This is a genomic window from Citrobacter sp. GW821-FHT02E08 (genome assembly GCF_059421685.1).
In genome coordinates this window covers 65,751-82,739 of record NZ_JBWKVL010000004.1, presented here as the reverse complement: position 1 = coordinate 82,739, position 16,989 = coordinate 65,751, and the positions used below count along the sequence as shown (strand labels likewise).

Genomic DNA, 16,989 nt, shown 5'->3' with positions numbered 1-16,989 from the left:
TCGTACTAAAAATGGTCAGCGGAGAGTCCAGGGCGTGTTGTTTTACAGGATAAGAAATATAGAGAATGCAACTTATCGCGCCAGGGGATAAAATAGTAAAGCGTAATGAAAATGTTATTTTCCGTTGCCAGTCTGACCCGCTACAATGTCAGACTACTGCCGTAAAAGAAGTTAAAGGAAGCAAGACAATGAGCACCACTATCGAAAAAATCCAGCGCCAGATCGCTGAAAACCCGATTCTCCTGTACATGAAAGGTTCTCCAAAACTGCCAAGCTGCGGTTTCTCCGCACAGGCTGTCCAGGCGTTGTCTGCCTGTGGCGAGCGTTTTGCCTATGTTGATATCCTGCAGAACCCGGATATTCGAGCGGAATTACCGAAATATGCAAACTGGCCAACTTTCCCGCAACTGTGGGTTGATGGCGAACTGGTTGGCGGCTGTGATATTTTGATCGAAATGTACCAGCGCGGTGAGTTGCAGCAACTGATTAAAGAAACTGCAGCGAAATACAAAACCGAAGAACCTGATGCTGAGTAATCAGCGGAAATAAAAAAAGCGACCATTCTCTGGTCGCTTTTTTTATGGGCTCGATCGCCTGATGAAAGTGATTAAGCGTCTTCCGGTTGCGGTAGTGGCCACCCGCCAAGGCGTTTCCAACGGTTCACGATTTCGCAAAACAGGATAGCGGTGCGTTCGGTGTCATAGAGGGCGGAGTGCGCCTGGGTGCCATCAAACTCCATACCTGCTGCCAGACAGGCTTTTGACAACACGGTTTGCCCCAGCGCCAGACCGCTGAGTGCCGCAGTATCGAAAGTCACGAAGGGATGGAACGGATTACGCTTCAACGATGCGCGTTCCGCCGCTGCCATCATAAAACTGTGGTCGAAGGTGGCGTTGTGGGCAACCATGATGGCCCGGTTGCAACCGCTGTCTTTGATGCCTTTGCGCACCATTTTGAAGATCGCGTGCAACGCGTCGTACTCACTGACGGCGCCGCGCAGTGGATTTGACGGATCGATACCGTTAAAGGCGAGCGCCTCAGGCTGTAAGTTTGCCCCTTCAAACGGTTCGACATGGAAATGCAGCGTCGTGTCCGGCATCAACCAGCCTTGTTCATCCATTTTCAGTGTGATGGCGGCGATCTCAAGCAGCGCGTCGGTTTTGGCGTTAAATCCAGCCGTTTCGACATCTATCACGACAGGATAAAAACCACGAAAACGGTCACACAGACCGGAAAGTTGAGCGTTATCGGACATCAGGGTCTCTTAATACAGAAAAATTGCAGCGCGCATTATGCCAAATTTTGTTGCTGACGGGAATGGCAGAGGGAAAAGGGACATCGGGTATTGCGTCCCAGGATATCGACATTCCGTAGAGCAGGTTGATGTCCTGTCAGGCTGCTTGTGGGCATTTTCTTCCCCTTCAGATAGCAGGAATGCCTGTTCATAAAATCAAAAAAATATGACCTCACCGAGCTAAGCGTGGGTGTGCGCGGAATAGGGTGCTGGTGCCCATACTCATCAAATGTACAAAAATATATTTTGTATTCCTGTTTTGTATCCGCATTATTCAGTGTTGTGGGATTAAGCGATTGTGCAATCAATTTAATTGAACAGTGGAAGGGGTTATTTAATCTCACCTGCCTATTACGCGAACTAATATCTAATATTATCCCTGGTTAACTTTGTGTTTAATTAAGGTGTCCATGTTGTGAATTGTCCAAAATTAGACTGAACATTGATTACCGACGGCTTATTATTGATATATAATATTATTATGTTGTTATGGCTATTGTACTGACGCTAAAGTCATTCTTTTGCATATGATGGCTAAAATTGCTCGAAAATGCGAGTTGTCGGGAATATAAAATATAATAGCGATAAATAACATAAAAATCCTTACAGATAACACTGGCTGGGTGAGTGTTAAGTTTTAGGGATGAATGATACTCAATAAACACTCTTGTTATACGTTGGAGAGATAAATGAAATTGCGTAAGTTATACATGGTGATGTCTGCCTGTGCGATAGTAAGTTTGTCCGGCATAAATACCGCGAATGCGGCTACCGATAAAGGAACCATTAAATTCGCCGGAGAAGTCGTTGCCTCAACCTGTGATACCAAAGTTGATGCCGGTGGTCCCAATGGCACGGTGACTCTGGATAAAGTGTCTACAGAAACCATCGCGGTGGTTGGTACGACAGCAAAACCTACACCTTTCGCTATTTCCGTTACGGGTTGTACGGCGAGCGCGACAGGTATAGGTGTTCAGTTTGGCGTGCAGAATGGGACGCCGGATACCAATGGCAACCTGAAAAACGAAGAAGCGAATCCAACGAAAGTAAGTCTGCAGTTGGTGGATGTTGCTAAATCCAATACTGCAATTGATTTAAATGCGGATCAGAGCGGTGGGTCGAAATTTACCATCGATGCCAGTGGGAACGGTTCACTTTCCTATATCGTGCAATATTACAGTAATGATGCCGCGCCAGCCGTCGGTAAAGTTACCGCTAATGCCACCTATGAACTGTCGTATCAGTAAATAAGTTACACAGAGTGTTGTTAACAAATGGTTATTTCTGGAATGATTTAATGAAACGGTTAAAAATATTATGTCAGATGTCATTAATGATGACACTGTTTGGTTTCAGCACTCTTTCATTTGCAGGCCTGGTGTTAGAGGGGACTCGCGTTATTTATCCTGCCGGAGAGAGCGAGGTCACTGTACGAATGAAAAATACAGGAAGCCTGCCGGTTCTGGCGCAAAGCTGGATCGATAACGGTGTTAAGAACGTGACGCCTGATAAAATAGCATCTGTCTTTGTCTTAACACCGCCCATTAACCGGGTGAATGCGGGCAAAGGACAGACGCTCAGGATCAGTCTGATCGCTGAAAACAGCCTGCCGCAGGATAAAGAGTCTGTTTTTTATCTGAATGTATTGGCTATCCCTGCAAAGTCGAAAGACTCCATTGACGCAAGCCAGATTAATATTGCCTTCAAAACACGTATCAAGCTTTTCTATCGTCCAGATTCACTAAAAGGCAGCGCCAATGACGCGCCCAATTTACTACGCTGGAGTATTAACGGTAGCGGTATTACAGCAACTAACCCGACACCTTATTATGTCACCCTGAGTGAAGTGAGTTATACATCGGGTGGGAAGAAAATGGTTTCCCCTGGGCAGATGATTTCACCGGGTGGATCAAGTGATTTTCATTTCAACGGTGTGAAACAGTTAAGTAGCGCAGATTCGATCGAATATGCGTCAATCAATGATTTTGGTGGATTGAATAAGTATAAAGTCAAAAAATAATTCATTTTCGGTGATTTTATTATGCGCTTATTCCATGTGCTTTGTTACGTTAATATCGTGCTTCCATTGCAATATGCTGTCGCCGGAGCAAAAACAGACGGCATCTCCTCGATGGACGTTGCGGGGAATTATGAGTTTAATGATGCTTTTGTTAACCGTTCAGGCGCGCAAATTATCGACCTGAAGCGATTTTCAAATGGCGCGAGTGTATTACCGGGTATCTATAAAGTTATTGTCTCGCTGAACACTGAGCAATTAACGATTTCGAACATCGAGTTCCGGGCCGGGGCGAACAATGCCGTTGATGCGTGTATTCCAAATAATGTTTTTGAATTGATCAGTTTTAAAAAAGAACAGATTAAATTCACGCAATGGGACGTACTGACCGACAGTAAGAACTGCACACGTATACAAGATATCATTCCGGAGGCAACACAGGAATTTGACAGCGAAGCTCAGCAATTAAGTCTCTCTATCCCGCAAGTCTATATTGATAAGCTTCCACGCGGTTCTGTCCCCCCGTCAATGTGGGACAGCGGGATCCCCGCCCTGATGCTGGGATACAATATGAATGCCTACGAATCAAAAAACAGCAATTATGAATCGAAGTCATTATACGCCTCGATCAACAGTGGCCTGAATATTGGCGCATGGTACCTTCGTCATAATGGCTCCTGGAACTGGATGCAGGATCAAGGCGGGCACTACACTGTCCTGAATACCTATGTGCAGCGGGATATTCCTGCTATCTGGGGACGTCTGGCGGCCGGGCAACTGAATACCAGCGGACAACTGTTTGATACATTGCCCATCAGCGGGGCGCAGGTGGCCAGTGATGAGCGCATGTTGCCACAATCGCAGCGCGGTTATGCGCCTGAAATACGCGGTGTGGCGAAAACGAATGCGAAAGTCACGGTTAAACAGAGCGGTCAGACGATTTATGAAACCACCGTTTCGCCCGGTGCGTTTGTGATTAGCGATCTCTATCCGACCGGTTATGGCGGTAATCTGGATGTGAGCATTCAGGAGGCCGATGGCTCGCAGCAGAACTTTTCCATTCCTTATTCTTCGGTGTCGCAATTGCTGCGTCCCGGAAGTACGCGGTACAGCCTCAGTGCGGGAAAACTGCGCAGCGACAGCGTATCGGACGATCCTGTCTTTACGGAGGCGACCTGGCAACAGGGCTTCACGAACATTCTGACAGGGTATGGGGGCGTTCAGGCAAACAAGGATTATCAGGCGGTAAAAATGGGCGCTGCCTTAGGTTTTCCCATTGGCGCAATCGCGTTTGACGTCACCCAGTCCAAAGCGCATCTGCCCGATCGTGGCGATATGTCCGGTCAAAGTTTTCAGATAAGTTACAGCAAGCTGATTAATGAAACGAACAGTAATATCACACTGGCCGCGTACCGTTTCTCCAGCAGTGGATATATGGATTACCTCACGGCGATGGAAACGCTGGATGATTTGCATCACGGTAATGATAGTAATCAGATTCAGCGACAGAAAAACCGCTTTACGCTTAATCTGAGCCAGGGGCTCAAGGAAGGATGGGGCCAGTTATATATTAGCGCCAGCATGGAGAACTATTGGAATAAAGGATCTGTAGAGCGGCAATACCAGATCGGTTATTCCAATAGTTATAAATGGTTGAATTACAGTCTGAATATCAGTCGTAGTCAGGACGAGTGGGGCACATCCCAGACCAGTTATTTTCTGAATTTCTCGATTCCATTGTGGGAAAGCCACGATATGGGGGCGTCTGTGCCGCAACTCAGTATGAGCTATAACCAGGATTCATCTGGCACGGCCTCAGAACAGGCGATTATTTCGGGCAGTCTCGGTGAACAGAACCAGTATACTTATTCGGTTAGCGGCAGTCATGACGACTATGCAGGGACAAGCGGTAACGTTGCCGGGACCTATAAAGGTGGTGTCGCTTCACTTTCCGCAACGTACAGTAAAGGTCGCGATTATCACAGTGCGTCGGTTGGTATGTCTGGCTCTGTGGTTGCGCATTCGGGCGGCATTACATTCTCACCCTACACGGGTGATACGTTTACCCTGGTGGAGGCGAAAGGGGCTGAAGGGGCGGCGATACCCTCTTATCCCGGCGTGACCATTGACCGCTTTGGCTATGCCCTGTTCCCGTCAACCAATCCTTATCAATTAAATGATGTCGTTATTGATCCAAAAGGGATATCTGAAAACGCTGAACTGGAAAACACCTCGCAAAAAATAGTCCCACGCTATGGTGCGGTGGTGAAGGCTAAATTTGATGCCCGCCAGGGGAGACCTGTATTAATTCAGGCGGATTTTGCCGGTAAAACGCTGCCGTTTGGCGCGGATGTTTTTGATGATAACGGTGTCAGCGTCGGGGTGGTGTCGCAAGGGAGTCTGATTTATGCCCGCGTCCCCAATGATAAAGGCAGTCTGCATATTAAATGGGGTGATGATGACAATGAACAGTGTCATGTCAATTATGCGCTTGCGCCAGAACCTGAAAAGACAAAGAAAACGGCGCTGAAGCCGTTTGTGGAAAGTTGCAGATAAAAGCCCTGCACACAATGGATAACAGGAATATATGACAGTAATTATTTTAATACTTAAACGAGCGTTGATGTATTCGTCACAAGTAATGATAGTGACAGCTGTTGCATTATTATTGTGCGGGATTCCCAAGGACGCATATGCCCGCTACACAAGAGTATGTGTTGAAGGCTCAGGGTTGCATGCAGCGCCGAGCAATGTCTCAATTAATACTGATAATTCCTCAGCGTATCCTGCGGGAACACTGATTGGTGAGTCCTATGTTGATAACTATGAGGTTGTATTTACCTTCACCGGGCAAAAATGCTCAGGAAGTAGCACATCAACATGGGCGTATGCTGCTACCGTTGAACTACCCGTAGGAACATATTCTGCACCGGAAGGTAATTTGGCTGTATACCCAATAGATAATAGTCCAGGTATTGGCTTTGCGATGGCGATAGCCGATCCAAACGGTCCCTATTATGGGTTAGGATATTATCCATCTGATACCAAACTGTGGTCAACAGATGGGATAATATCCCAGGGAGCGTTAGGGGCGAGATATAAAATTTATTTTGTCACGACAGCACCATTGCTTCCAGGTACTCACATTATTCAGGGCGGTCATTTGGCTTATGTATGTATCTCATCATCTGAGACCAAAAATACGCTTGATATGTGTGTATATATTAATATGTCTGAGTTTACTGTTTCTGTTAACACTGGCGGCTGTGATATCAATGCAGACACACCCTCAACGGTTAATTTGAGGCGCATTAATGCCAACGAACTGCCTAAAAAAGGCGATGTCGGTAATAACGTGGATTTTACGATCAGCCTCAAGTGTAATGCGGCCACCACCGTCAATATGATGCTGACCGATCCTAACGGCGGCGACGCTGAAAATGGCGTGCTGTATAGCGATAAAGGGGACGGATTAGCGGAAAATGTGGGTGTTCAGATTTTGTCAGCCAAAGACGGAGGGCAAACGCCGCAAACCGTTCATCTGAACGAAACGTTTATGGTGGGGAATGCGAGCGAAGGGCAGTACAGCATTCCAATGGCGGCCAGATACTACAGAACGTCAGACAGCGAAATTGTCGGTGGGAAAGTCTCGGCGTCGGTTGTCTATGAAATATCCTATCAATAACGACAGCGCTGAAAGACGATAAATGGGCGCAGAGGATCTGCGCCCGACAGGCATTAGTTACCCAGACCGCGACCGGCGTCTTTCTCCTCGATCAGTTCGATTTTGTAACCGTCCGGATCTTCTACAAATGCTATCACCGTGCTGCCGCCTTTCACCGGGCCAGCTTCACGGGTGACATTGCCGCCATTCTGGCGAATGCGTTCGCAGGCTTCGGCGGCGTTATCCACGCTCAGGGCGATATGACCGTAAGCAGTGCCCAGTTCGTATTTATCGACGCCCCAGTTATAGGTCAGCTCAATCACCGCTTCATCACGTTCTTCACCGTAACCGACGAACGCCAGAGAGTATTTGTACTCGGTGTTTTCGCTGGTGCGCAGCAGCTTCATGCCCAGCACTTTGGTGTAAAAATCGATGGAGCGTTGCAGGTTGCCGACGCGCAGCATGGTATGAAGTAAACGCATTGTTATTCCCCTTTAAAATGGTCAATACATTCAAAATGTTGTTTTAGTATAGCGGCGATTTTACGCCGCTATCAATGCAGGATTACGCAATGCGAAATTACAAGGTAGGGTAGTCGGTATAACCTTCCGCGCCACCGCCATAGAAGCTTTCTGCGCGTTGCGGGTTGAGTTCGGCTTTATGTTGCAAACGCGCAACCAGGTCCGGGTTGGCGATATACGCACGACCAAATGCCACGGCATCGATCAACCCTTTCTTAATTAGATCCTCGGCTTTTTCCGGGGTGTACGCGCCAGCGCCGATAATCGGGCCATGGAAGCGCTCACGCACTTTGCGACGGAATTCTTCGGTATAAGGTTGACCGCCCGCCCAGTCCGGCTCGGACATATGCAGATAAGCAATACCGCGTTTACCCAACTGTTCAATCAGATACAGCGCGTCGGCTTCTTCGTTCGGGCCGTTATCCACATTCTGGAAAGAACCTATCGGCGACACGCGAATACCAATGCGATCTGCGCCCCATTCCTGAATACCCGCATCTACTACTTCCAGCACCAGACGCGCACGGTTTTCTACGCTGCCGCCGTATTGATCGGTACGGTGGTTAGAGGTCGGGGAAAGGAACTGATGTAACAGATAGCCGTGGGCCGAATGCAGCTCCACCAGATCAAACCCGGCTTCACGCGCATTCGCAATCGCCTGACGGAAATCGTTCACGATACCTGGAATTTCGTCGGTTTCCAGCGCGCGCGGCATTGAGGTGTCTACGCGGGTCGCATGACCGTTTTCATCGCGCAGAGAAGTACGGGTATTCGCGCTGATCGCCGAAGCCGAAACTGGCGCCTGGCCATTTGGCTGGAGGCTGTTGTGAGAAATACGACCGGTGTGCCAAAGTTGAACGGCAATATGCCCCTGTTCCGCGTGAACGCCGGCGGTGATTTTTTTCCATGCGGCAATCTGTTCCGGGCTGTGCAGCCCTGGTGCGCCAGCGTAACCTTTCGCCTGGGCCGAAATCTGGGTTGCTTCGGAGATGATAAGCCCAGAACTTGCGCGTTGACGATAATACTCCGCCATTAACGGTGTCGGAATATCGCCAGGTTCAATGCTGCGTAAACGCGTAAGAGGGGCCATAAAAACGCGGTTTGCGGCGGTAATAGCCCCGACTTTCAGTGGGGTAAATAATTTTTCGGACGACATAATGAATGACTCCTGAGTAGACCGGTCGACTAGTGATAAGGTAAATAAAAACGCCTGTTAAACGGCAGGCGTTGCAACAATGGTTTTTACGTGTGCCAGCGCGCTTTCCAGCGGTGCTGCACTACGAGAAATTTTGGCCTGCAAATTCGCCCCTAACCACAGGGCATAGAGTACCTGCGCCTGCTGCAGAGGTTCACCGACAAACGACAAACAGTGACTAGCACGCCCTTTTTCCAGCGCTTGCGCCAGCAGCGCGGTAATGTGCCGTGCACCTTTGTCCATCGCAGTACGCATATCTTCCGAAAGATCGCACACCTCAGCGGAAAGTTTAACGGTTAAGCACCCGCTAATACTGCCCTGCTGGCAGAACTGCTTCAGGTTTTCCTGATAGTACGTCAGAACCCGGTCGCGATAATTACCCGCACCGGATTCCAGAAGCGTCGCCAGACGCAGATGGTACGCCGCATAGTGGCGTTCCAGCATCGCGACGCCAAACGCTTCTTTTGAGCGAAAATAGTGATAAAACGAACCCTTGGGCACTTCGGCGGTTTTCAGCAGTTCGCTCAACCCCATTCCGGTGAAGCCTTTCTGCATGCAAAGCTTTTCGCCTGTTGCCAGAAGATGTTCGCGTGTGTCATGTTCAGTCTGTTTGTTCATGGGAAAAGAGTGTAATAGACCAGTCGGTCTAATGCAACAGAAGTTGCCAGAATTTCAGTTAGCGTCTTCAATTGTCATAGAGACATCATCCTTCAGGCGGTGCGCCGCAACATGAAGTATGTGGTGCAGGGCTATCTTAATTAAGGAGGGAATGTGGCTGAGCAGTTGGAGTTTTTTCCCGTCCAGAGCCCGTGTCGCGGCATCTGTCAGTCAGATGATCGTGGGTTTTGCCGTGGATGTCTGCGCAGCCGTGATGAGCGCTTTAACTGGCAAAATATGAGCGATGCCGAAAAACAAGAGGTGCTGCGCTTATGCCGTCAGCGCCTGATGCGCAGATTGCGTGCAAACAAACCCGACCCGCAGGAAGAACCGCAACAACCTTCACTCTTTTAAAAGCGTAATTGCGTATACTCAAAACCTGTCTATTGATGAGGAAGCTGTTATGGTTCAGCGTGTCACGATTGCGCCGCAAGGTCCGGAGTTTTCCCGCTTCGTTATGGGCTACTGGCGTTTAATGGACTGGAATATGTCCGCGCGTCAGTTGGTGAGTTTCATTGAAGAGCATCTTGAATTAGGCGTTACCACGGTTGACCATGCGGATATTTATGGTGGCTACCAGTGTGAAGCGGCATTTGGCGAGGCCATGAAGCTGGCGCCGCATCTGCGTGAACGCATGCAAATTGTCACCAAGTGTGGTATTGCCACGACCGCCCGGGCAGAAAATACGCTCGGTCATTACATTACCGATAGCGACCATATTATTGTCAGCGCGGAACAGTCGCTGAAAAATCTGGCAACCGACCATCTTGACCTGCTGTTGATCCATCGCCCCGATCCGTTAATGGACGCCGATGATGTCGCGGAAGCGTTTAAACAGCTGCACAAAAGTGGAAAGGTTAGCCACTTTGGGGTGTCAAACTTCACGCCAGCACAGTTCACGTTATTGCAGTCACGCCTGCCGTTCACACTCGCGACAAACCAGGTGGAAATCTCGCCGGTTCACCAGCCGCTGTTGCTGGACGGTACGCTCGATCAGCTCCAGCAACTGCGCATTCGTCCAATGGCCTGGTCCTGCCTCGGCGGTGGGCGCCTGTTTAATGATGACGAATACCAACCGCTGCGTAAAGAACTTGCCACGATTGCAGAAGAGCTGAATGCGCAATCCATCGAACAGGTGGTGTATGCGTGGATTTTGCGACTACCTTCGCAGCCATTGCCTATTATCGGTTCCGGGAAAATTGAGCGGGTGCGTTCGGCGATTGAAGCAGAATCATTGACGATGTCGCGCCAGCAATGGTTCCGTATCCGTAAAGCCGCTCTCGGTTACGACGTGCCATAACCAACATACGGACTTTACGCTCAAGATTATTTCGCTGGTTTACACTTAACGGGGAGATAAATTGACGGAGGTCCTATGAAACGTGTGAGTCTGGCAATGTTGACGCTGTTGGTTTGTGCGGGTGCACAGGCCAACAGTGAAAAAGTGGAAATGAATCTGGTGACATCGCAAGGCGTCGGGCAAGCGATTGGCACGGTCACTATCACCGAAACCGATAAAGGCCTGCAATTTACCCCCGATCTCAAAGCATTACCCGCAGGAGAACATGGTTTCCACGTCCATGCCAACGGTAGCTGCGAGCCCGCGATGAAAGAGGGCAAAGCTTCTGCCGCGGAGTCCGCAGGAGGGCATCTCGATCCCCACAAAACCGGCAAACATGAGGGACCCAGTGGCGCAGGCCATATGGGCGACTTGCCCCTGCTAGTGGTGAATAGCGACGGTACTGCGACAACGCCTGTCGTTGCTCCGCGACTCACATCCCTTGATGACGTTAAAGACAAGGCGCTGATGATCCATGTTGGCGGCGATCACATGTCCGATCAGCCAAAACCGTTGGGCGGTGGCGGGGCGCGTTATGCCTGTGGCGTGATTAAATAATCAGGATGTCAGCGTACCCTGCGGTGGCGCTTGTTCAAGCTGCGAAAGTGAACAGTGAAGTCGCCAGATAAGCGCCGCCAGTTCCTGTGCTGCGGGCTGATGATGGTGCGCGAGCGTGTCGCAGATACGCTGCAATTCCTGCAATGTGGTGGCGAGTGGGCGTTGCTGAACGCCACGCTCGCTCATCACGTCATGCAATAATGAGATGCAAATATCCCTCACCCGCGAAAGTGGGTCTGAACGTGCTTCCCAGGCGCGTAATTGCCAAACAACGTGCGAACAGTTCAGCAACACCACACCCCATCGTAATAGCCAACGCCGCGCTAATGCATCCTGGCTGTTACTGAGTTGGCTAACGTGATGATACGTCAGGGATTCAAACTCATTCTCGCTCAGAGAGGGATAACGACTGAGCTGATCCACAAAATCCCGGCGTAATGCGCGAATGTGACGTCGGCTTTTCCTGGCGTCTGAGCCGGGGCGTAGAATGGCGAATGCCAGCCAGGAGATGGCCACCCCGGCTATCTTGGCGGTGTTGTCGTTTAAAAACTCAGCCAGATCATAAACCGGCGGATTAGTGACGGCGACAAACGACCCCATAAACACAATGAGTTGCCCCCAAAGCCCCGCCAGCTTTGGCATTTGTAACTTCAGTAACTGCATCGTCGCGAGCAGCGGGAACAGGAACAACAGAAACTGCCAGAGATCGGTGATTTGTACCATCAGCCCAAATTTGACGACGAAACTGAACAGCGACAACAGGATAAGCGTGCGCATCAGCAGAGAGAGCGATTTGAATGGGGCCGCAACGGCAGAATAGAGTACGCAACTGATGGCCGCCAGCGTTAACGCGCCAGAGCCTGACTCCCACTGTGCGCCAATGCTCCATGCGCCAATCACCATCAACGTGCAAAACGTACGTAAGCCCCCCCAGATGGCTTCCGCGTTGTCGGTGTGGCGCGCAAGTCCGGGGCTGCGCTTCACGTTAATCTGCTCAACCGACGCGACATTTTCCAGCAAATTTAAGCGATGGCTATTCTGTAAGTAGACCCGGCAGAAATAACGTAACCGCTGCCAGAATGCGATGTGCCGGTAATCTTGCTTGTCCAGAGGACGTAATGGGGCAATGATCCGCGCCACGGTGTAGCTGTCCGTCTGCGGTTTAGCGAGAGTGACCAGCAGTTGTTCAATCACCTCCTGGAGATGCGCCGGAGGGTTAGGCCAGTTGAGTAACATTCTGCGAAGGCTCGAGATGACGCTGGTCAGACGCAACTGTTGGTGCAGCAGTGAATTGAGCAAGGCATTCTGCTGACGAAAACGATAATGGCTCCAGAAGGCCTGGATGCGTAACAAATTCATCGTCAGGATTTGACCGATCACCCCTTCGTGGGCGGAGCGAATGGCGTCAGTTGTCTCGGGCCGCCAGAGCTGACTGGCATGCTCCAACAATCGCGCGTGCATGTTTTTTAACGCGGTGAGCAGTGCGGTGCCGTCAGAGGTACTGGGCAAGATCATCATCATCATCGCCCCACACAGAATGCCCACAATTACTTCGCATACGCGGGCCTGAGCGATATCCCATAACTGGGTGATCTCGCTAATGTTAACCATCGGAAAGGCGATGATTGCCGCCGTATAACCCGCTAACTGAAACGCATAGGCCACGTTGTTGGTGAAGTGCGCGCAGGCCCAGGTACAAAAGCCAATCCAGGCGGCCATACTCAGCAGAAAGAGCCAGGGCTCGTTGAGGGTATGTCCCGCCAGGATCAGGGCAGCGGTTGCGCCAAGCAAACTCCCGGCGATTCGCCCCAGGCTTTTGCTGATAACGCCGCCTACCGTAGGAAAACTCACAACCGCCGCGGAGGTCATCGCCCAGTAGGGTTCATCCAGGTTCAGATAATAGGCAAACGTCAGCGCAAGACACATGGCAATGGTGTTGCGTAAGGCATATCGCCATTGCCCGGATGTCGCTTTAAACCAGGGGGCGTTTTGCAACACCTGATGAAGGCGTTTCATTAGCGCTGGCCAGCAATCGCCACGCTACAGGTGGTGCCCGACACCAGCGTGACGTCATGCGGCAATGCGTTAAATTCAATCCGCACAGGAACGCGCTGCGCCAGGCGAACCCACGGAACATTGGGCTTGATATCAGGCACCAGCCCGGAATCGCTTTCCACACTTTGGTCGTAGATGGCCCGGCCAATGCTGGCTACGTGACCCTGTAACTTTATATTGCCGCTGTACAATGTGATTTGTGCTGGAGCACCTTCACGGATATGGCGTAATTTGGTTTCCTCAAAATAGCCGATCACATAAAATGAGTGGCTGTCGACAAGCGCAAACAGGGGCTTGCCGGTGGTGGCATAATCGCCCGTGCGGGTCGAAAGATTGGTTATCCACCCCGCGACCGGGGCTTTGACTTCCGTCTGGGTGAGCTGCCACTGGGCCTGTTTCAGGGTTGCTCTGGCGACTTCAACACTGGCCTGCATGGCTTTAACGTTCAGATTCGCCGTGTCCATATCCTCGGCGGAGATATAGTTTTGGGATAAATGCCGACGGCGATTTGCCTCATTATTGGCTTTTGCCAGATCGGACTGCGCTTTTGCCAACTGTGCCTGTGCGTTAAGTTCTGCGATATGGAAAGGGGTCTTGTCGATGGTAAAAAGGAGATCGCCTGCATTGACGAACTGGTTATCTTTCACGTTGAGTTGAATAATGCTTCCGGAGACCTGAGGCGTCACGCTCACTTGTTCTGCCCGGACTTTGCCATCGCGCGTCCACGGCGACTGCATGTAATAATTCCACAGCCACCAACCGGCCAGCACGGCGATAACAGCAACCCCAATAGTTGAAAAGTATTTAATGGTTTTCAGGGACATAATCACCACACAATCAGTAAGATAAGGCTCAGGCAGACGCAAAGTGTAAAGAGAGAGAGATCCATCAGCAGGGGATGCCAGATTTCACCTGAGTAAATCCAGTCGCGTAACAGGCGATGGAAAATCAACCAGATGACAAATGCCAGCGCGAACGCTTTGAACAGGGGAGGAAAATAAACTGATGCGCCGAACACCAGATCTTGTAAGGGCAATCCTGTTGCGTTGAACATGAATGTCACAAGCACTATTCCTTTGCATTAGAAAGCGTGGCTTTAGGGTTAGTATAGAGCGGGGCAACGCACGTCTTTCTCGCATAATGTCTGAAAAAATGTCTACCCGTATGCAAATTTAGCAATACATTTGTTTTGAGAATATAAATACTGCACACTATTCTAAAATCAGTATAATAACTTAGCAAGCTAATTATAAGGAGATGAAATTGGAATCGCCACTAGGTTCTGATCTGGCACGGTTGGTGCGCATTTGGCGTGCTCTGATTGACCATCGCCTGAAACCTCTGGAGTTGACGCAGACACACTGGGTAACGCTGCACAACATTCATCAATTGCCGCCGGAGCAGTCGCAAATTCAACTGGCGAAAGCGATCGGCATTGAGCAGCCTTCGCTGGTACGTACGTTAGATCAGCTCGAAGAGAAAGGGTTAATTTCACGACAGACGTGTCCAAGCGATCGTCGCGCGAAACGTATAAAGCTCACGGAAAAAGCCACGCCTCTTATTACCGAGATGGAAGCTGTGATTAATAAGACCCGTGGGGAGATTCTGGAAGGGATTTCTCAGCAGGAAATTGACATTTTAATCAAGCTGGTTGCCAAACTTGAGCACAACATTATCGAGTTGCAATCGCAGGATTAACCCGGAAAGACGTATGTGTGACCCGGCAGGCCACACATACTCGTCTTACGTCAGGCGGCATCAGCGCTTCGGTTAGCGCGGAGAGACGGTAACCTGGCTGCCGTTGCTGGCCAGTACAACGCGCTGACCTGCAGAGAACGTGGTGCTGCCTTGCTTCTGAACAACCATGATGGTGTTGCCGTCATCTTTACGGATTTCAAGCTCCACACCCTGCGTTTTGTTGATCGCGCCCTGTACACTCTGACCTGCAACGCCACCGGCTACTGCGCCCGCCGCGGTTGCCAGAGAGCGTCCGGTACCGCCGCCGACGGTGTTACCGATGAAACCACCCAATACCGCACCGCCGATAGCGCCGATGACATTCGAATCATCACCACCCTGAATTTGAACCGGACGAGCATTCACAATAGTCCCGTACGTGACATTCTGAACTTGTTTTGCTTCAGATACGGTATAGACATCCCCGGAAAGGCTATCGGTGTTCGTACAGCCTGCCAAAGACAACCCCATCATTGAAACGATCAGCACACGTTTAATCATTTATAAATCTCCTGTTCACCACGAAACGCTACTTAAGCATCCCTCATGGTTAAATTATATGGCATTTGTGAGCCTAAGGTCACATGTTCTACTGGAACATTGTGAAAATCATAATCAGAATTGGGTTAACCAAGTATAAACGAACCATTCGCGAGACTTATCAGAATACAAACTCATCGCGCTGAACGCGCGGTCAAAATCCGGCAGTGAAGCGTGGCATTGACCGGTATATTATGGTTGAGTGTGATAAGTGAAATCCATGCCAAAAAGGAAAACATATGAAATCGGGCCGTTTTATTGGTGTTATGTCCGGGACCAGTCTTGACGGTGTCGATGTTGTGCTGGCGGCAATAGACGAAAATATGGTGGCGCAACAGGCGAGTCTGACCTGGCCGATTCCTGTTCATCTGAAACAGGCCATACTGGATATTTGCCAGGGGCAGCAACTCACGCTTTCCCAATTCGGTCAGTTGGATACACAGCTCGGACAACTCTTTGCCGAGGCAGTCAACGCGATGCTGGTACAGCAAAATCTGAAACCTCAGGACGTTATTGCCATCGGATGCCATGGGCAGACGGTGTGGCATGAGCCTGTCGGGATTGCGCCGCATACCTTGCAAATTGGCGATAACAACCAGATCGTGGCACGCACCGGAATAACGGTGGTGGGCGATTTTCGCCGTCGTGACATTGCGCTCGGCGGTCAGGGCGCGCCATTGGTTCCGGCGTTTCATCAGGCGCTGCTGGCGCATCCCACTGAACGACGCATGGTGCTGAACATCGGGGGGATTGCCAATTTGTCGCTGCTGATCCCCGAACAACCGGTTCGCGGCTATGACACGGGACCGGGGAATATGCTCATGGATGCGTGGATCTGGCGGCAGTGTGGCAAACCCTATGACAAAGACGCGCAGTGGGCGAGCGAGGGCAATGTTATCCTCCCGCTGTTGCAGAATATGCTGAGCGACCCGTATTTTTCGCTGCCGGCACCGAAGAGTACCGGGCGTGAGTATTTCAACTACGGCTGGATAGAACGGCATCTCTCATTATTTCCGGGTCTTCAGCCTCGCGATGTGCAGGCGACGCTGGCAGAACTGACGGCGGTAACGATCTCAGAGCAAGTTTTGTTGAGCGGCGGCTGCGAGCGGTTAATGGTCTGCGGCGGCGGCAGTCGTAACCCGTTGCTGATGGCGCGTCTGGCAGGATTGTTGCCTGGAACTGAAGTGACCAGTACAGATGACGCCGGGATCAGCGGTGATGATATGGAAGCGCTTGCCTTTGCCTGGCTTGCCTGGCGAACGCTCGCCGGACTCCCTGGAAACCTGCCTTCAGTGACGGGGGCCTCAGAACCGAGCATACTGGGCGCTATTTTCCCTGCGAATCCACGATCTCAGAGTTAACTGAATTTTTCTCCGAGCGTATACCGTTACACTTAGGATGTTAAGGAGGGT

At 50.5% G+C, this 16,989-nt stretch carries 17 protein-coding genes and 1 pseudogene; 10 read left to right on the top strand and 8 right to left on the bottom strand.

Annotated features, from left to right (window positions below; all coding sequences use genetic code 11):
• The first annotated feature begins 188 nt into the window (after positions 1-188).
• The gene (gene grxD, locus AC07UY_RS06920; RefSeq protein WP_003832760.1) at positions 189-536 is read left to right on the top strand and encodes a monothiol glutaredoxin 4; all 348 of its coding nucleotides are present in this window, start codon (positions 189-191) and stop codon (positions 534-536) included.
• Positions 537-607: 71 nt separating this feature from the next.
• On the opposite strand, the gene rnt is transcribed toward grxD, so the two are convergent.
• Positions 608-1,255, bottom strand: a complete 648-nt coding sequence (gene rnt, locus AC07UY_RS06915; RefSeq protein WP_271446358.1) for a ribonuclease T — start codon at positions 1,253-1,255, stop codon at positions 608-610.
• A gap of 728 nt (positions 1,256-1,983) precedes the next feature.
• Between rnt and AC07UY_RS06910 the strand changes: the two genes are divergently transcribed.
• Genes AC07UY_RS06910 through AC07UY_RS06895 form a run of 4 tightly spaced genes read left to right on the top strand, consistent with a single transcriptional unit; the run spans position 1,984 to position 6,996 of the window.
• On the top strand, positions 1,984-2,541 hold the full coding sequence (locus AC07UY_RS06910) for a fimbrial protein (protein WP_494659808.1): 558 nt from the start codon (positions 1,984-1,986) through the stop codon (positions 2,539-2,541).
• Between the two features lie 50 nt (positions 2,542-2,591).
• A complete protein-coding gene (locus tag AC07UY_RS06905) occupies positions 2,592-3,314 on the top strand; it encodes a fimbrial biogenesis chaperone (protein WP_494700941.1) in 723 nt (240 codons plus the stop codon).
• 21 nt (positions 3,315-3,335) lie between these two features.
• Entirely contained in the window at positions 3,336-5,867 is a 2,532-nt protein-coding gene (locus tag AC07UY_RS06900) for a fimbria/pilus outer membrane usher protein (RefSeq protein ID WP_494700940.1), read from the top strand.
• 31 nt (positions 5,868-5,898) lie between these two features.
• Positions 5,899-6,996: a fimbrial protein gene (locus AC07UY_RS06895; RefSeq protein WP_494700939.1), complete on the top strand. Its 1,098-nt coding sequence runs from the start codon at positions 5,899-5,901 to the stop codon at positions 6,994-6,996.
• A 53-nt stretch (positions 6,997-7,049) separates the two neighbouring features.
• Here AC07UY_RS06895 and gloA read toward each other — a convergent pair whose 3' ends face one another.
• From gloA to AC07UY_RS06880, 3 genes are all read right to left on the bottom strand, one after another.
• A complete protein-coding gene (gene gloA / locus AC07UY_RS06890; RefSeq protein WP_494700938.1) occupies positions 7,050-7,457 on the bottom strand; it encodes a lactoylglutathione lyase in 408 nt (135 codons plus the stop codon).
• A 97-nt stretch (positions 7,458-7,554) separates the two neighbouring features.
• Positions 7,555-8,652, bottom strand: a complete 1,098-nt coding sequence (locus AC07UY_RS06885; RefSeq protein WP_494700937.1) for an alkene reductase — start codon at positions 8,650-8,652, stop codon at positions 7,555-7,557.
• 57 nt (positions 8,653-8,709) lie between these two features.
• Positions 8,710-9,309 carry a TetR/AcrR family transcriptional regulator gene (locus AC07UY_RS06880; RefSeq protein WP_494659802.1) on the bottom strand — a complete coding sequence of 200 codons (600 nt, stop codon included), beginning with the start codon at positions 9,307-9,309 and terminating at the stop codon, positions 8,710-8,712.
• Between the two features lie 153 nt (positions 9,310-9,462).
• Here AC07UY_RS06880 and AC07UY_RS06875 point away from each other — a divergent pair, with 153 nt between their 5' ends.
• The 3 genes from AC07UY_RS06875 to sodC all read left to right on the top strand — a co-directional run bounded on the left by AC07UY_RS06875 (position 9,463) and on the right by sodC (position 11,245).
• Entirely contained in the window at positions 9,463-9,702 is a 240-nt protein-coding gene (locus AC07UY_RS06875) for a DUF1289 domain-containing protein (protein ID WP_192612101.1), read from the top strand.
• Between the two features lie 49 nt (positions 9,703-9,751).
• The gene (locus AC07UY_RS06870) at positions 9,752-10,648 is read left to right on the top strand and encodes an aldo/keto reductase (RefSeq protein WP_494659801.1); all 897 of its coding nucleotides are present in this window, start codon (positions 9,752-9,754) and stop codon (positions 10,646-10,648) included.
• Positions 10,649-10,723: 75 nt separating this feature from the next.
• A complete protein-coding gene (gene sodC, locus AC07UY_RS06865) occupies positions 10,724-11,245 on the top strand; it encodes a superoxide dismutase [Cu-Zn] SodC (protein ID WP_494700936.1) in 522 nt (173 codons plus the stop codon).
• Here sodC and AC07UY_RS06860 read toward each other — a convergent pair.
• From AC07UY_RS06860 to AC07UY_RS06850, 3 genes and pseudogenes are all read right to left on the bottom strand, one after another.
• A pseudogene (locus AC07UY_RS06860) lies at positions 11,221-13,261 on the bottom strand (FUSC family protein). The gene sodC and the pseudogene AC07UY_RS06860 sit on opposite strands and share 25 nt — an antisense overlap.
• A complete protein-coding gene (locus AC07UY_RS06855) occupies positions 13,261-14,124 on the bottom strand; it encodes an efflux RND transporter periplasmic adaptor subunit (RefSeq protein WP_494659799.1) in 864 nt (287 codons plus the stop codon). Before AC07UY_RS06855 ends, AC07UY_RS06860 begins: the two are co-directional and overlap by 1 nt.
• A 2-nt stretch (positions 14,125-14,126) precedes the next feature.
• Positions 14,127-14,363, bottom strand: coding sequence for a DUF1656 domain-containing protein (locus AC07UY_RS06850; RefSeq protein ID WP_494659798.1), 237 nt, complete (start codon positions 14,361-14,363; stop codon positions 14,127-14,129).
• A gap of 194 nt (positions 14,364-14,557) precedes the next feature.
• Between AC07UY_RS06850 and slyA the strand changes: the two genes are divergently transcribed.
• Positions 14,558-14,998 carry a transcriptional regulator SlyA gene (gene slyA, locus AC07UY_RS06845; RefSeq protein WP_192612106.1) on the top strand — a complete coding sequence of 147 codons (441 nt, stop codon included), beginning with the start codon at positions 14,558-14,560 and terminating at the stop codon, positions 14,996-14,998.
• A 72-nt stretch (positions 14,999-15,070) separates the two neighbouring features.
• On the opposite strand, the gene slyB is transcribed toward slyA, so the two are convergent.
• On the bottom strand, positions 15,071-15,538 hold the full coding sequence (gene slyB / locus AC07UY_RS06840; RefSeq protein WP_494700935.1) for an outer membrane lipoprotein SlyB: 468 nt from the start codon (positions 15,536-15,538) through the stop codon (positions 15,071-15,073).
• Between the two features lie 278 nt (positions 15,539-15,816).
• On the opposite strand from slyB, the gene anmK reads away from it, so the two are divergent.
• A complete protein-coding gene (gene anmK, locus AC07UY_RS06835) occupies positions 15,817-16,938 on the top strand; it encodes an anhydro-N-acetylmuramic acid kinase (RefSeq protein ID WP_494659797.1) in 1,122 nt (373 codons plus the stop codon).
• The last annotated feature ends 51 nt before the right edge of the window (positions 16,939-16,989 follow it).

Excerpts from the sequence above, each read along its gene's own strand:
- anmK (WP_494659797.1), top strand. The coding sequence starts at position 15,817 with ATGAAATCGGGCCGTTTTATTGGTGTTATGTCCGGGACCAGTCTTGAC.
- slyB (WP_494700935.1), bottom strand. The coding sequence starts at position 15,538 with ATGATTAAACGTGTGCTGATCGTTTCAATGATGGGGTTGTCTTTGGCA.
- AC07UY_RS06910 (WP_494659808.1), top strand. The coding sequence starts at position 1,984 with ATGAAATTGCGTAAGTTATACATGGTGATGTCTGCCTGTGCGATAGTA.
- gloA (WP_494700938.1), bottom strand. The coding sequence starts at position 7,457 with ATGCGTTTACTTCATACCATGCTGCGCGTCGGCAACCTGCAACGCTCC.
- slyA (WP_192612106.1), top strand. The coding sequence starts at position 14,558 with ATGAAATTGGAATCGCCACTAGGTTCTGATCTGGCACGGTTGGTGCGC.
- AC07UY_RS06900 (WP_494700940.1), top strand. The coding sequence starts at position 3,336 with ATGCGCTTATTCCATGTGCTTTGTTACGTTAATATCGTGCTTCCATTG.
- AC07UY_RS06885 (WP_494700937.1), bottom strand. The coding sequence starts at position 8,652 with ATGTCGTCCGAAAAATTATTTACCCCACTGAAAGTCGGGGCTATTACC.
- rnt (WP_271446358.1), bottom strand. The coding sequence starts at position 1,255 with ATGTCCGATAACGCTCAACTTTCCGGTCTGTGTGACCGTTTTCGTGGT.
- AC07UY_RS06895 (WP_494700939.1), top strand. The coding sequence starts at position 5,899 with ATGACAGTAATTATTTTAATACTTAAACGAGCGTTGATGTATTCGTCA.
- AC07UY_RS06870 (WP_494659801.1), top strand. The coding sequence starts at position 9,752 with ATGGTTCAGCGTGTCACGATTGCGCCGCAAGGTCCGGAGTTTTCCCGC.
- AC07UY_RS06880 (WP_494659802.1), bottom strand. The coding sequence starts at position 9,309 with ATGAACAAACAGACTGAACATGACACACGCGAACATCTTCTGGCAACA.
- AC07UY_RS06855 (WP_494659799.1), bottom strand. The coding sequence starts at position 14,124 with ATGTCCCTGAAAACCATTAAATACTTTTCAACTATTGGGGTTGCTGTT.
- grxD (WP_003832760.1), top strand. The coding sequence starts at position 189 with ATGAGCACCACTATCGAAAAAATCCAGCGCCAGATCGCTGAAAACCCG.
- sodC (WP_494700936.1), top strand. The coding sequence starts at position 10,724 with ATGAAACGTGTGAGTCTGGCAATGTTGACGCTGTTGGTTTGTGCGGGT.
- AC07UY_RS06905 (WP_494700941.1), top strand. The coding sequence starts at position 2,592 with ATGAAACGGTTAAAAATATTATGTCAGATGTCATTAATGATGACACTG.